The organism is Frankia sp. R43 (genome assembly GCF_001306465.1).
Lineage (GTDB): Bacteria > Actinomycetota > Actinomycetes > Frankiales > Frankiaceae > Parafrankia > Parafrankia irregularis.
This window is the reverse complement of record NZ_LFCW01000011.1, coordinates 306218-321465: the sequence shown is the minus strand read 5'-3', so window position 1 is coordinate 321465 and position 15248 is coordinate 306218. Positions and strand designations below refer to the sequence as shown.

Annotated in this window: 10 protein-coding genes; 2 read left to right on the top strand and 8 right to left on the bottom strand. The window is 71.6% G+C overall.

Features of this window, described 5'->3' with window-relative positions; genetic code table 11:
* Window positions 1–197 precede the first annotated feature (197 nt).
* Window positions 198–650, top strand: coding sequence for an ATP-binding protein (locus ACG83_RS43265; RefSeq protein ID WP_235498422.1), 453 nt, complete (start codon window positions 198–200; stop codon window positions 648–650).
* 47 nt (window positions 651–697) lie between these two features.
* On the opposite strand, the gene ACG83_RS37150 is transcribed toward ACG83_RS43265, so the two are convergent.
* The 5 genes from ACG83_RS37150 to ACG83_RS37130 form a co-directional block, all read right to left on the bottom strand.
* Window positions 698–1924, bottom strand: coding sequence for a septum formation family protein (locus ACG83_RS37150; protein ID WP_054570918.1), 1227 nt, complete (start codon window positions 1922–1924; stop codon window positions 698–700).
* A 226-nt stretch (window positions 1925–2150) separates the two neighbouring features.
* Window positions 2151–3800 (bottom strand): amidohydrolase family protein, encoded by a 1650-nt coding sequence (locus ACG83_RS37145; RefSeq protein ID WP_054570917.1) that lies wholly within the window; start codon window positions 3798–3800, stop codon window positions 2151–2153.
* 770 nt (window positions 3801–4570) lie between these two features.
* A complete protein-coding gene (locus ACG83_RS37140; RefSeq protein ID WP_054570916.1) occupies window positions 4571–8431 on the bottom strand; it encodes an indolepyruvate ferredoxin oxidoreductase family protein in 3861 nt (1286 codons plus the stop codon).
* Window positions 8428–9678: an amidohydrolase family protein gene (locus ACG83_RS37135; RefSeq protein ID WP_054570915.1), complete on the bottom strand. Its 1251-nt coding sequence runs from the start codon at window positions 9676–9678 to the stop codon at window positions 8428–8430. Before ACG83_RS37135 ends, ACG83_RS37140 begins: the two co-directional genes overlap by 4 nt.
* Before the next feature lie 139 nt (window positions 9679–9817).
* On the bottom strand, window positions 9818–10894 hold the full coding sequence (locus ACG83_RS37130; protein WP_054570914.1) for a Zn-dependent alcohol dehydrogenase: 1077 nt from the start codon (window positions 10892–10894) through the stop codon (window positions 9818–9820).
* A gap of 185 nt (window positions 10895–11079) precedes the next feature.
* Here ACG83_RS37130 and ACG83_RS37125 point away from each other — a divergent pair, with 185 nt between their 5' ends.
* Entirely contained in the window at window positions 11080–11895 is an 816-nt protein-coding gene (locus ACG83_RS37125; RefSeq protein WP_054570913.1) for an SDR family NAD(P)-dependent oxidoreductase, read from the top strand.
* Window positions 11896–12025: 130 nt separating this feature from the next.
* On the opposite strand, the gene ACG83_RS47265 is transcribed toward ACG83_RS37125, so the two are convergent.
* Genes ACG83_RS47265 through ACG83_RS37110 form a run of 3 tightly spaced genes read right to left on the bottom strand, consistent with a single transcriptional unit; the run spans window position 12026 to window position 15009 of the window.
* On the bottom strand, window positions 12026–12625 hold the full coding sequence (locus ACG83_RS47265) for a hypothetical protein (protein ID WP_054570912.1): 600 nt from the start codon (window positions 12623–12625) through the stop codon (window positions 12026–12028).
* Complete coding sequence (locus ACG83_RS37115) at window positions 12622–13800, bottom strand: aromatic ring-hydroxylating dioxygenase subunit alpha (RefSeq protein ID WP_054570911.1); 1179 nt, start codon at window positions 13798–13800, stop codon at window positions 12622–12624. Before ACG83_RS37115 ends, ACG83_RS47265 begins: the two co-directional genes overlap by 4 nt.
* Before the next feature lie 3 nt (window positions 13801–13803).
* Entirely contained in the window at window positions 13804–15009 is a 1206-nt protein-coding gene (locus ACG83_RS37110) for an amidohydrolase family protein (RefSeq protein ID WP_054570910.1), read from the bottom strand.
* Window positions 15010–15248 lie beyond the last annotated feature (239 nt).

Below are 15248 nucleotides of genomic sequence, written 5' to 3'. Positions count from 1 at the left end.
GCCGGGTCTCGCCTCGCCCCTACCACCAACGGCTCCCACCACCGGCAGCGCAGCCGACCATCTTAGGACAAGCTGCGAACAAGTTCGCATCGGGCTGCCCCCAGGCCGGCAGCGCGCCGAGCCAACAGCAGCACCCGTCCGCACCGCACCGCGAAATGTAACCGCACCTGGTTACATTTCGCGCCGGACGCGACGCCGTGACCTCCACACGCAACGCCCGGCTCGTCGCCATCTGCCAGCACGTGCAATCACCAGAGACCGGGGCTCGGGTGATCGAGGCCCTCGCCAGCGGAATACCCACCGTGACCGAAGCCCTCGCCGGCCGGGGGATGCCTCCTGCGCACTACGTCAACAGCGGCATCCGGTTCACCGTGGTCCTCCACCAACACGCACCCGCACCCGCACCCACCGGACGTACGGCTGCCAAGGCATCTCTGGGTACCACGGAACATCGCGTTCACCAGGCGCTGACCCAGAACGGAAGGACGGTCCGCGAGCTCGCCGAAGAACTCGCGCTTTCCGCCCCGAGTATCCGCAAGGCACTACGTGGCCTCCGCGACCGCGGACTCGCCACCCAGAGCGGCGGCCGAGGAAGAATCACTCTTTACCAAAGAAAAGAATCCGCGGCCGGGCCCGGCGGGCCGCGGTAACCGGCCGACGCACCGGAATTCTGCCCACGGCGGTCGGCCGGCGGTGCTCAGACGTTGGCCGTGCCTGCCCCGGCGGCGGGGTTCGCCGGGTCGAGCCGGCCAGTGGTTTCCACCGGGCGCCCGGCGCCATCCACCAGGCCGACCAGGCAGGTGGCGGTGCGGGTGCCCGCGCGCCAGCTCTCGGGATGGATCCGGTGCCAGCTGACCTCGACGACCACACCGCCGTTGCCGCGGCTGTCGCCGTGGTCCAGGTAGGGCGCGAACCTCGGCGAGCAGGCGGCGTCGGTGAGCTCGTCGATGCGCTCGACCGAGGGCGGTGCGCCGTCGGCGCTGTCGGGCAGGACGGCCGTTCCGACGCTCTCGAAGTGATGAGGCCCCTCACATGGGACCACGTCGTCCTGCTGGTCGGCGACCTCTCTGAAGCAGGTACCCGCCGGAAAGGTCTGCGCCTGGTCCGCTCCCCGGACACCGCCGGAAAACGTGTAAAGGAACCACGGCCGAGCCGGATCGACCTCGCCCTTGACAGCCAGCCCGCAGACGACCTCTCGGTGACCATCGCCCCACTCCGGTCGCGGGGGATGAATCGAGCTCGCCGTGTACCGCCCGAACGGGTCCAGCGAATAGCCCAGGTAGGTCGTGACCATAGGGCCACAGTGACGATCGGCGATGTCGTTCCACTCCGACGGGTAAGGGGCGTCGTCGGGGTAGGCGGGGCTCAGGTCGAGCCTCCCAACCGCCTCGAACAGGTGCGGGCCGGCACACGGGACGTCTTTCACCGAGGTGTCGCCCGACGCCTGTGACCAGCGGTAGCAATGCCCTGACTCCCACGTCCATCGGCGTAGCTCCGGGAAGTTCTCGTCCGAGGCATCGGCCGTTTCCCCGGCAGCCGGCCCCGTAGGACCGGCCGACGGGCCTGGCGCGGCGGCGGGCACCGTCGTGCGCGGCACGTCGTCGAACTCTGACCGGACGAACGCCACCAGGGTGCTGACCAGGAGGGTCAGGCTGATCGCGGCAAGGATGACCCGGCCGCGAGTCCATCCACCGCGGGGCGGGCGCGGTGGGCGCCCCGCGGAGCCGGCCCAACGCGCCCGCCTGCCGCGGGCGCGCCGCGGCTTCGCCAGCAGCGGCGACCGTTCGTCCTCGGCTGCTCCGAAGCGGGCGATCGCATCCCGGGTGCGCGCCGGTGCCTCGTATCGGGTCGCCGCGGCGACGAACGCGTCGTCGAGGACCAGCCCGGCGAACGGGTCCGGTTCCGCGGCAGCATCGGCGGGCATGTGCGGGCTCCTCGGGTCAGGGAATCATCGGCTGGCCGCGGTCAGGCGGCCAGCACCATGAATCAACTGAAACCCAATGCGCTGATCTGGCTACCGTCGGCTGCGCAGCAGGCCATAGTAGGACAGAACGCAAAGAAGATCGCAATCGCCGCCACCGGGGTCCGGGGCGTGCGGCACGCGCAGTCGTCAGGCGGCTCGTGCGGTGGTCAGGCGGCTCGTGCGGTGGTCAGGCGGTGCGGGCGCGCAGGAGGCGGCCGGGGGCCGCGTCGGGGAGGTCCTTGCCGGCGGTGCGGGTCGCGACGCCGTTCACCCAGACGTACTCGATGCCGGTGCTGCGCACCACCAGACGGTCCGCGCCGCCCGGCTGGTCACGGACCCGCTCGACCGGGGTCGTGCCCACCGTCGCCGGGTCGAAGGCGACCAGGTCGGCGTGGAAGCCCTCCTGCACCAGGCCGCGCTCGGCGACGCGGAAGGCCTGTGCCGGCTGACCGGTGAGCCGCCACACCGCGTCCTCGAGCGACAGCACGCCGCGCTCGCGGACCCAGTGGCCGAGCAGATGGGTCGAGTAGCAGGCGTCGCAGAGCTGGCTGGCGTGGGCACCGGCGTCCGACAGCCCGAGCAGCGTGCGCCGGTCGGCGAGCAGGTCGCCGACCTCGGCGTCGCCGTCGTTGTCGAGCACCACCCGGAAGCGGGTCAGCTCGGTGTCGCCCAGCGCCAGGTCGAGCATCAGGTCGAACGGGGTGGTGCCCCGCTCGGCGGCCAGCCGGTCGAGCGGGATGCCGACGGCGTCGTGGTGCGCGCCGGTCTCCTCGACGTCGATCTTGGGCCAGCGGTGGCTCCACGCGGCCAGCGTCGCCGGGCGGGCCCGGTCGCGCCAGGTCTGGTCCCGGTACAGGTCGGCGCGTTCGGCCCGCGGCCGGGCCAGTACTTCCTTCCACTCGTCGATCTCGGCGAGCGGCACCGGATCATCCATCGTGATCTGCATGACGATCGGGCGGCAGGCGATCTGCGGGTAGACCTCGCCGGGCAGCGCCGCGCCGCGCTCGACGGTGCGCAGCGCCGCACCCGGCTTGTCCGCCCGGGCGACCAGCGCCGTCCAGGTCACCGGCACGTTGTAGCGGGTCGCGAGCTCGGAGAACTGGTCGACGAACAGGCCGGGGCCGATGGAGACCTGCACGACGCCCCGGCCGAGCTCGCCGAGCACCGAGACCAGCTCGTAGACCTCGCTGACCTCGGCGAACCGGCTGGGCACCGGACGCCCGTAGGCACCCTGGTGGGCGGGCTGGCGGGAGGTGGAGAACCCCAGCGCACCCGCGTCGAGCGCCTCACGGACGATCTCGCGCATCCGCTTGATCTCCTCGGGCGTGGCCACCCGCTCCTCGCCACCGGTGACGAACGCGCGCAGCGGCGAGTGCCCGAGGAAGGCACCGACGTTGAGGCGCTTGGGCCGGGCGTCGAGCGCGGCGAGGTACTCGGGGAAGGTCTCGAAGCACCAGTCGATGCCGGAGTCGAGCGCGTCCAGGGACATCCCCTCGACGTTCTCCAGGATGCGCATGATCGTGTCGCGGTGCTCGGGGCGGGTCGGGGCCACCCCGAAGCCACAGTTCCCCATGATCACGCTGGTGACGCCGTGCCAGCTCGACGGGGTGAGGTCACCGTCCCAGAGGATCTGCGCGTCGTAGTGCGTGTGGACGTCGATGAACCCCGGGGCGAGGGTGAGCCCGCCCAGGTCGACGATCTCCGTCTCGGCGGCTGGGGTCAGCTCGCCGGGTGCGGCGACGGCGACCACACGGCCGCCGCTGACCGCGACCTCGGCGGGGCGGGCGGGAGCCCCCGTTCCGTCGATCAACGAGGCCTGACGCAGCAGGAGGTCCATCGAGACTCCGATCGGTCACCAGCGAGCAACGATCCTCACGAAGATAGCAAATGCTCACTTAGTTTTCGAGCGACCCGGCAAGGCGCAGCGCGCGCCCGACCCACGCACGCCTGGCGCCGGGGGCTGCCCGCCGGATGTCATCCCGACCGGACGACCCACGAACCGGACGACGCGGCAGGGGCAGGGGCAGGGGCAGGGGCAGGGGCAGGGTGACATTAGTGTCAGAGGTCGGGATCAGGCCACCGTCGGGCAATCCCGCGAGACCGCGACCACCGACGCGGAGCAGTCACCCGGACCCGCCCCGGACCGCCCGCTCCCGATCCAAGCCCGGCCCACGTCGTGTCTCGTTGCCACCAGCCACGCCGAACGAGTGCGACCGGCGGTCCACCCAGCAGCTTTCCCGCCTCCTACCAGGGCGTTCAGGGTGCCATTGGCCCGCTGGGCGGGTTCCCCATCCCCTGCCTCGCCGCGGGCCGCGTACAGCGGTGGCGGCGACTAAAGGCGTCCTTGTGGCCTCTTGCCTTCAGGGACTTGCGGAACCCGCGCCGCTCGCAACGTCAACAGGCGTTCCGTAGGAGGTCACAGGGAGCCCTCTAGTTCCGCGAACACGACAGCGGAACCCGCCACGAAAACCAGACAGCAGTGTCAGATCACCAGATCTCGCACCCGGGCTGGGAGGCGGACGGCCTCACCCGATGCCGTCCGACTCCCAACCCGGCCTCCCAGCCCTGCTTCCGGACCCGGCCGCAGGCGAACCGGAAGCGCCTGAATCACTGGGATCCGCCGTCGCCCTCGCCACCACCAGCGGTGGCGGCCGGAACAGCGCCGCGGGCGGCCTCGAGCTCGCCTCGCAGCCCGGCGACCTCGTCACGCCATCTCGCCACGGCGGCTTCCTTGATCTCCCCGTAGCCCTTCACCGCCTGCGGGGAGCGGGCGGCCCGCAGCAGCGCCTCGTACGGCACCGCGGGCCCCGGTTCGAGCAGCTCGGTCATGAGCCGTTCGAACTCCTCGATCACGGCGCGCTCGGTCCGCCGGTCGGCGAGCAGGCCGAACGGATCGAAGGGCGTCCCGCGCAGCGGCTTCATCGCGCGCAGCAGGCGGAACGCGGCGGCGTAGGGCCGGCCCGCCGGGAGCTTCTTCGACATGCCCAGCGCGCGCAGCACCGGCGGGTGAAGGTGGTAGGTCACCTGGTACGGGCCGTCGATGCCCAGCTCACTCGCGACCTGGTCATAGTCGACCTTCAGGTGCAGCCGAGCGACCTCGTACTCGTCCTTGTAGGTCAGCAGCTTGAACCAGGCCTCGGCCACGGCGCGGGTGAGCTCCCACCCGTGCTCGGCTCCGTCGCGGGCCGCCGCCTTCTCGACCAGCCCCACGAAGCGGCGTGCCAGCCCGGGACCCGAGTAGTCGATCACCTGCGCGGTCCGGCGGACAAGTAGATCGCGCAGATCAGGCAGCTCACGCAACGCGCTCGGCAGGGCCGAACCGTCGACCAGTGGCGCGGCCCGGTCGAGCGCCACCGGCGATGGATCGTGCAATGCCGGGCCGCTCGCCGAAACCCTTCCCACCGCCGCGGAACCACCCGCCGCGGAACTACCCGCCGGGGAACCGCCTGCCGCGGAACCACCCGCCGACGGGTCCGCGGGGCCCGCTGCCAGGCAGGCCTCGACCGCGGCGGGATCGTGGGCAGCCCACCGGCCCCACTCGAACGCCTCGCGGTTCGCGGCGGCGGCCCGGCCCTGACGGCGCAGCGCGGCCTCGAGGTCGTCCAGGGTCAGCGGCAGCCCGCCGAGCTGGAACGCCGCCCCGAGCAGGACGACGTTGCCGAGGAGCTGGTCGGCGAAGACCCGCTCGGCGATCCGCCGCCCATCCACGAACGCCGTGCGCTCGGTGCCGAGCCGGCCTTCGACCGCTCGGCGCAGGTCGTCGGGATCGGGCGCGGCGGCGTTGCCCTGGAGCATGGCGGTGGTCGGGGTGAGCTCCGCCTCGACCACCGCGATGGTGTGCCCGGGCCTGGTCCGGCCCAGGTTGGAGGCGGTCGCGGCCTGCAGGATGTCTCCGGAGAGATACAGGTCCGCGCCGCCGGACCCGACAGTGGCGGACCCGATCTCGGCCCGGGACGTCGCGAGGTTCAGGTGCGAGACGACCGCACCCGCCTTCTGCGACAGCCCGGTCTGGTCGACGCCACCGACGACGAGGCCGGCCTTTTCGGCCGCCGCGGCGATGATCCGGCTCGCGGTGACGATGCCCGTCCCGCCGATGCCGGTGAGGTAGATGCCGTACTGGCCGTCGACGCGCGGGGCGTCCGGCACCGGCAGGGTGCCCGCCGGGAGCGCGGGCCGGGCGTCCCGGCCACGCCGGCGCCGGCCGCCCGCCGAACCGGCACCGGCACCCGAACCGGCACCACTCCCCGCCGCCGCACCGCTCCCCTGCTCGGGGATGTCCGCCTTCGGCGCGCGCCGCACGGACCGCACGGACCGCACGGACCGCGCCGGCCGCAGGCGCGACCGGCGCTTCGGACGCACCGTGACGAATGACGGGCAGTCGCCGTCCAGGCAGGTGTAGTCGCGGTTGCAGGACAGGTCGTCGATACGCCGCTTGATCCCGAGCTCGGTCTCGACGGGCAGCACCGACAGGCAGTTGCTCTTGGTGCCGCAGTCGCCGCAGCCCTCGCAGACGGCCTCGTTGATGACGACCCGCCGGGGCGGTTCGGGCAGCTCACCGCGCTTGCGCAGCCGCCGCGCCTCCGCCGCGCAGCGCTGGTCGTAAATGATCACCGTCACGCCGGTGACCTCACGCAGCTCCTCCTGGACCTGCGGCAGCGCATCACGCCCGCGTACCTGGACCCCCCGCGCCCAGCGGGCCCGGCGCCCGTACCGCTTCGGGTCCTCCGCGCAGACGACGATCCGCCGCACGCCCTCGGCTTCCAGCGCCCGGGTCATCGCCGGGACGTCCATCAGGCCGGTGACGTCCTGGCCGCCGGTCATGGCCACGGCAGCGTTGTAGAGGATCTTGAAGGTGATGTCGGCGCCGGCCGCGACACTCGCCCGGATGGCCAGCGTCCCGGAGTGGCTCAGCGTGCCGTCGCCGAGGTTCTGGATGAGGTGCGGCTCGCCGACGAACGGCGACAGCCCGATCCACGGGACGCCCTCGGACCCCATCGGCGTCGGCGGCATGCTGGTCATGCCCTTGTTGCGGCTCTCGAAGTACATGATCCCGTGACAGCCGACGCCACCGCCGACGAGCGCGCCGTCCGGGAAGACGGTGGAGCGGTTGTGCGGGCACCCGCTGCAGAACCCGGGCGACCGCGACGGCAGGTCGATCAGCGGCAGTGGCACCGGCACCCGCCGTGGCTGCGCGGCACCCGCGGACGCGGCGGCGGCCCCGGAAGCACCGGCGGAAGCGCCCGCGGGCACAGCCAGCTCCGGGCGCACCCGGGTGAGCGCCTTCGCGATCACCGCCGGGTCCAGCTCGCCGACGCTGGAGAGCAGCGTGCCGCCGCCGACGGCCCGCTTGCCGTGGATCGGCGTCAGGACTCCCGCCTCGTGCAGCACCGAGCGCAGGTGCGTCTCGACGAACGGCCGCTTCTCCTCGACCACGACGATCTCGTCGACGGACCGGGCGAACTCGGTGACGGTGCTCTCCACCAGGGGATACATCATCCCGAGCTTGAGCACCCGCACGCCCGCGGCGGCGAGGTCGCCGGGACGCACACCGAGATCGGTGAGCGCCTGGACGACGTCGAAGTACGTCTTGCCACCGCAGACGATGCCCAGCGGCGCGCCCGGGGCGGCGCCGACGACCCGGTCGAGGCCGTTACGGCGGGCGTAGGCGGCGGCGGCGCGCAGCCGGTGGTCGACGACGAGCGCCTCCTGGCCGGGTACCGCGTGCGGGCCGATCGTCACCTGCGGCCGGTGCCGCCACGCGACGCCGTCGACGAGCACGTCGGCGTCCGGCGGCTCCACCGGGTCGTGCCGGTCCAGGTCGAGGTCGACATTGCCGATCCCGTCCGCCACCGCGGTGACGATCTTCATCCCGACCCAGGAGCCGCAGTAGCGCGACAGCCGGTAGGCGTGGACGCCGAGGTCGAGGACCTCCTGCTGGTCACCGGGGTACAGCACCGGCACGCAGGCGTCCTCGAAGGTGAACAGGCTTTCGCAGGGCAGCGTGGACGACTTGGCTGTCGGGTCGTCACCGCAGAACATCACGACGCCGCCGCCGGGGCCGGAGCCCATCGCGTTGGCGTGCTTGAGGACGTCGCCGCAGCGGTCCAGACCGGGCGTCTTGCCGTACCAGGCCCCGACGACCCCGTCGACCTCGGTGTAGCCGCTGACCGCGCCCATCTGGCTGCCCCACACCACCGCGGCGGCGAGCTCCTCGTTGAGACCGGGGCGGTGCACGATCCGGTGCCTGCCGAGCTGCTCGGCGCCGAGGCGGTCCAGCGTCAGGTCGAACGTGCCCAGCGGGGAGCCCGGGTAGCCGGAGACCATCGTCGCGGTCGTCAGCCCGTCCCGGGCGTCGACCTGCTCGCGCACCATCAGCAGCCGGGCCAGGGTCTCGACCCCGGACAGCAGCTTCGCCGCCGCCCGGGCGGGGCGCGCCGCGGCGGTTTCCGTCCCCACCACCGTGGTCATGGGTAGAGCCTCGGGTTGACGTAGGCGAACTCGCCGCCCTTGAGCACCGCGCGACGGCGGCCCGGGTCCTGCAGGACGGTGATGTCGGTGGTCGGGTCACCGTCGACGATCAGCAGGTCGGCGAGCGCGCCGGGACGGATCTGGCCGACGTCGAGGCCGACGAGCGGGCCCAGGTCGCGGGTGGCGGTGTTGATCGCCTCGACCGGGCTCATACCGACCAGCTCGACGTAGCGCTCCAGCTCGGCGGCGTAGGTGCCGTGCCGGGTCCACTGGTGGCCGAAGTCGCCGCCGGCGACGATGCGGATGCCCTCGTCGTGCAGCAGGCGCAGGCCTTCGACCTGGGCGTGGAACTCCTTCTCGTACCCGGCGCGCTCGATCTTGTCCGGGGTGACGCCCCACGGCTCGGCGTGGCCGCTGACCATCGCGTAGAGGTAGTGCAGGCCGGGGCACACCCAGACGTCGTCGCGCCGGGCCCGCAGCTCGCGCAGCGCGGCCTCGTCGAGGAAACAGGCGTGGTGGATGAGCCGCACCCCGGTGCGGGCGGCCATCGCGACGCTGGCGGAGCCGCGGGCGTGAACGGAGATGAACGCCCCGTGCCGGTCGGCCTCGTCGACGGCCGCGGCCAGCATCTCGTCGTTCATGTAGAGGTCGTCGGAGGGGTATTCGGGGACGATCCCGTCGCCGGAGATGAACAGCTTCAGCACCCGCACGCCGGTGTCGCACTGCCGGGCGACGGCCTCGCGCAGGTCACGGGCGTCGGTGACGACGGTGGTCATCCCGGTGTCGGCGCTGATCGCGCCCGCCTCGGTGATCATCGTGCCGCTGGGGAGGACGCGCGGGCCCGGTAAGTAGCCGCGGTCGATCGCGTCCCGGGTGCGGATGTCGTCGAAGGGCTGGGAGACCCCGGCGCCGATGACGAGGGTGTAGCCGCTCTCCAGGTAGGTGCGGGCCACCGCGGCGACGTCGAGGGCGTGCGGCGCCGCGGGGGCGTTCGCCACCGAGACATGGTCGAAGACGAAGTCGAGTGGCCAGCTCAGGTGCACATGGGCGTCCCCGAGCCCCGGCAGGACGGCCGCGCCCCGGACGTCGACGACCCGCACCGCGTGCTCGTCCACCGCCAGCCGCCCGGCGCTGACCTCGGCGACGCGGTCACCGTCGAGCAGGATGTCGCCGTCGGCGATCACTCCCGGCGGCTGCTCCGAACAGGTCACTATCCGGGCGTTCCTGATCAGCGTGCGCTCGGTCATGGTCGCGTTCCCCTCCCGACACGTCGACGACAGGTCTCACCCGCCGCCACCCGCCCAACCCCAGCTCGCCCAACTCCAGCTCGGCCGAGCCCCGGCTCCGCCCGCCGCCAGCTCCGCCAGACGTCAGCTCCACCCGACGTCAGACGATCACGGTTCGGATGCCTTCGGCGCGGTTGAGCAGGGCGATCCCGTCGTTGATCTCGTCCAGGCTGATCTTGTTCGAGACCATCGAGCTGAGGTCCAGCCGCCCGCTCTCGGCCAGCCTGATGAATCGGGGCATGTCTCTGAGAATCTGCGCGCCCCCCACCACGGAGCCAGCGATGCGCTTGCCGGAGAAGATCGCGGAGATCGCCGGCAGGGTCAGCGTCGCGTCCTTCGCGGGCATGCCGACCAGGGTCACCGCACCCTCGGCCCGGGCCATGTTGAAGGCCTGCACCATCAGCGCGGGCAGGCCGACGACCTCGAAGCTGTAGTCGACACCGCGGCCCGCGGTAAGGTCGCGAACCTGCGCGACCGGGTCGCCCTCGGCCGGGTCGATCACGTGGGTCGCGCCGGCGATCAGGCTCGTCTCGCGCCGCCCCGCCGACAGGTCGATGGCGATGATGGTGGCCGCGCCGGCGATCCGCGCGCCCTGGATGACGGACTGCCCGACACCACCGCAGCCGATCACCGCGACGGACGAGCCGGGGGTGACCCCGGCCGTGATGAGCGCGGCACCGAGCCCGGTGGTCACTCCGCAGCCGATCAGCGCGAGGTGCTCGTCCGGCAGGTCGGTCTGGACCGCGATCACCGACGCCTCGTCGACCACCATCGCCTCGGCGAACGTCCCGCAGCCGCACACCGCCGGCGCCTGGCGGCCGTCGGGGAGCGTGAAACGCGGTTTCGCCTTGACGGGACCACCCAGCTCACAGTGGTTCGACATGCCGTTGATGCACCACCAGCACGAACCGCAGGCCGGCGAGACGGAGGCGAGCACCCGGTCGCCCACCCGGACCCGGCGGACCTCCGCGCCGACCTCCTCGACCACGCCGCAGGCCTCGTGACCCGGCACGGTCGGCAGCGGCAGCGGCGAGAGACCGTTGATGACGGTCAGGTCGGTGTGGCAGATGCCGCTCGCCCTGATCCGGACCAGCACATCCCGCGGGCCGACCGCGGGCTGCGGCACATCCTCCAGGACCAGCGGCTTCTCGGCTTCGTAGGCGACGGCGACCCGCACGGACGATCCTCCTATCGGCACGGACGGGCGGCGGCACGGGGAGACACGTGCGCCGGGTCCGCGCAACAGCCCCGACGATATTTCAGTAACCGCTCACTCCGCAAGACCTACGACATTTGCCGTAAGTATGTGAGCACTCTGTTATCATTCGGCCTGACAACGGTGCCGACGATGGTGAGGTCCTCGTGGGGTCCCTGGATGGCCGCATAGCAATCATCACCGGCGCCAGCCGCGGCATCGGCGCGAACATCGCCGAGCGCCTCGCCGGCGAGGGGGCGGCCGTTGCACTGGTCGCACGCACGGTCGACGCGGGGTCCGCGCCGCTGCCCGGCTCGATCACCGAGACGGTCGAGCGAATCCGGGCCGGCGGCGGCGAGGCCGTCGCGATCCGGGCCGACCTCACCGACCCGGCCGACGTCGAGACGGTCATCGAGCGGGCCGAGGCGGCCCTCGGGCCGGTCGACATCCTGGTCAACAACGCGGGGGTCAACTTCTACGGGCCCGCGCTCGACATCAGCCCGCGGCGCTACGCGCTGATGTTCCAGATGATGGTGCACGCCCCCTTCCGGCTCTGCCAGCTCGCCGTCCCCGGCATGGTCAGCCGCGGCCGGGGCTGGATCGTGAACATCACCTCGAAGCAGGCCCGGCACCCGGCCGGCCCGCCTTACCCGGACTGGTCGCGCGACGGCTGCGTCCCCTACGGCATGTGCAAGGCGGCGCTCGACCGGCTCTCCACCGGCCTCGCCGCGGAGCTCGAGGGCACCGGGGTCGCCGTCAACGCCCTCGGCACGGCAGGCCTGGTCATGACCCCGGGCGTCGCCGTCGTCTCCCCGCACACGCCGGACAATGTCCCCGTCGAGCCGGACAGCGCGATGGCCGACGCGGCCCTGCGGCTGTGCGGCGTCGACCCGGCGACCGCGACCGGAAAGATCGTCTACAGCATGCACTACCTCGACCAGCCCTTCCAGGAAGGCCCCTGGGCGCTCGCCGAGACCTTCTGAGGCTCACAGAACACAAAGCGCGAAGCTGAGGCGGCCGCCCTCGTTCAGATCGGGGGCGACCGCCTCGCGCTCGGGTTCGGCCGTTGCCGCCAGGCAAGCCCACAGAGGTGGTTGGCGGCAGAGAATGCCGCTAGGCCGGGTCGAGCGTCGCCAGCAGCAGGGCGGTGTCCTGCTGGAAGACCCTGATCTCGCGGATCACGCCCGCCCGCACCCGGATCAGCTCGACGACGTCGACCGTCGCCGCGCGGCCGGTGGACGTCGCCGTCCACGTCTGGGTCGTGAGCTGGACGACCAGCTCACCTGCGTCTCCGGCGTCCCCCGACTCCCCGGACCGGCCGGCATCGCCGGACCCGCCGGCATCGCCGGACCCGCCGGCATCGCCGGACCCGCCGGCATCGCCGGACCCGCCGGCATCGCCGGACCCGCCGGCATCGCCGGACCCGCCGGCATCGCCGGACCCGCCGGCTGCGGTGCCGGTACCGGCACCGCAGCCGTTGATCCTGGTGTCGCTGATCGTGCGGCTCCAGTAGCGGGCGAACTCGACGCCCATCCGCTCGACGCCGGCATGCCCGGAGTACCAGCCGCCATGGGGAAGGGAGGCCGGCTGCTGGATGCGGATCTGCGGGTCGAACAGCGCGAACGCGCCGTCCCGGTCACCGGCGAGGAACCGCCGGGCCAGCTCCTCCACCACGGCGGCCGGGCTCTCCCGCGCGAGCGCGTTCCCGCTCACGCCTCCCGGACTTTCCGCTGCTCGCGGTAGGCCTCCACCGCGGCGGCGAAGTTACGGTGCAGGTGCTGCGGGGCCGGCTCGTTGCGGCCGAACACGACCGTGTCGAATCCGCCCGTGCGGACACCGGGCTCCGTGCGGCCGGCCACCCAGAAGTCCTCACCGTCGACGACCGTCTCGCAGATCCACGGTGCCATGTCGACGGCCTTGGCACGCTCCGTCTCCGAAAGCCCGGGACGCAGGTAGACGGAGTGCAGGACCTGGGAGGTGGCGCTGCCGGTCGGCATGATCTGCCACAGCTCGATGTGCCGGCTGTCGAAGGTCATGCAGGTGTTCGGGAAGAGCGAGTACTGGTAACTGAAATGCTGCGTGACGTCGCCCCACTCGCCAACGGGGCGGTCGATCAGCTCGTCGATCGAGCGCAGCGCGGAGCAGTTGCGCAGGTGCGCGCCGAAGGCGTCGAAGGTCAGCACACCTCCGTACGCGTAGGTCCGCAGCGTCTTCCGGTGCAGGTAGTTGAAGTGGTAGTTCTCCCGGAAGGTGTCGAGCGTGACCTTCCAGTTGCCCCCCACCTCGTGGATGTGCGGCGCGTTGTGCGGCGTCCAGCCGGCAAAGTCGAGCATGGCCAGCTCACCGGCGAGCTGCGGACCGAGATAGGCGTCGATGTCCAGCGGCTCGCCGCCCGGCCGCAGCCGGCCGACGATCAGCCCGTACCCCTCGGCCACCGGCAGTTCGACGAGACCCTTGTCCTCCCGGCACATCCCGTCGAAGTACTGCTCGGACGGAACGCTGACCAGGCTGCCTGCCAGGTCGTAGGTCCAGGAATGGAAGGGGCAGCTGAACCTCTTCGCCTTGCCCGTGCCGTCCGCCAGCCGCACGCCACGGTGCCGGCAGGCGTTCGTCAGGGCCCGGAGCTGGCCGCCCGCGTCCCGCGTCAGCAGGATCGAGGTGCCGCAGATGTCCACCGTGTGGTAGGTCTCCGGGCCGGGCAGGGCACCCGATAGACACAGCACGATCGGCTGGTTGTGGAAAAGCGCCTCGAACTCGTCGGAGAAGTACCCGTCCGAGTAGATCTCGGTGGACACCTCGAGCACCGAGTCGACCACGTCGGTGGTGTTGTTCTCGATGTGGTCGAGCAGCCGGCGCACCAGGCTGTGGTCCAGCGACTCCCTGTCCACGCCTCAGACCTCGATCGTCGCCGGGTCAGCCGGGGTGAAGTCGTAGACGCGGCAGGCGTTCCCGACCGCGATCTTGTGCTGGACGTCCTCGGAGAGGTGGGCTAGCCAGCCACTGGCGAGCTTCGAGGTGTCCGGCCAGGTGGAGTCGGAGTGCGGGTAGTCGCACTCGAGCATCACGTTGTCCTCGCCGATGATGTCCAGCAGCCGGATACCGGCCGCGTCCTCGATGAACGTGCCGAAGACGTGGTCGCGGAAGAGCTGGCGGATGTCGGTGTCGAGGTTGAAGCTGGCCGTGCCCTTGGCCTCGCCGCGCTCGTGGCTCGCGTTCATGTCGATGTCGAAGCGCGACGCCCAGAACCGCTGCTTGTCGATGACCTGCTCGGCCCGCTCCAGGAAGTACGGAATCCAGCCGATCGAGCCCTCGGAAAGCGCGATCTTCAGGTTCGGGAACTTCTCGAACTTGCCGCTGAACAGCCAGTCGAGCAACGTGCCGGCCTGGTTCGCCGCCGCCGAGTAGGCCATGAACGCCAGCGTCGGCATGTCCGGCGAGGTGCGGATCAGGTTCGACGAGGAGCCGACGTGCATCGAGACCACGAAACCGGTCTCGTTGCAGGCGTCCAGCATCGGGTCCCAGAAGTCGGTGTGGATGGACGGGAGCCCGAGCTTGGTCGGGTTCTCCGAGAAGGCGATCGACTTGGCGCCACGCGCCGCCGTGCGCCGGATCTCGGCGGCAGCGGCCACCGGGTCCCACAGCGGGATGATCATCATCGGGATGAAGCGCCCCGGGTAGGCGGCGGCGAAGTCCTCCAGGATGAAGTCGTTCCAGGCCTGCACGCCCAGCAGGGCGAGCTCCTTGTCCTTCGCCTCGTGGAACACCTGCCCGCAGTACCGCGGGAACGACGGGAACAGGATCGAGGAGAGCACCAGCCCCTGGTTCATGTCGGCCACCCGGGCCGCCGGCTCGTAGCAGCCGGGCCGCATGTCCTCGTACGAGATCGGCTCGGGCGAGAACTCCTCGCGGGACTTGCCCGCGACGGCGTTTAGGCCGGTGGTGACGATCTGCCTGTCCTCGTAGACCCAGAACTCGGACGTGCCCTCGCGCACGATCCGCGGGCCCGTGTCGCGCCACTTCTGCGGCAGCCGCTCCTGCCAGAGCCGTGCCGGCTCGATGAGATGGTCGTCGACTGAGATGAACCAGCCCAGTGTCACAAGTCCTCCCTGACGGCCACCCACTCGACGGCCACGCACCTGACGGTCACAGGAGCGATCAACTTCCTAAGAAAGCGAACGCTCACCTATATGTTAGCCACGGCACGCCCCAGGCACCAGCCACACTCGTCGGCCGCCCGCCAGGAGGAATCGACGACGGCGAGCCTGCCGGTGTCAAGCCGAAGGCGGTCGAGGTGGCGGCGGCTCCGGGTGCGCGGGTTGGATCCTCCTGGCCGCCA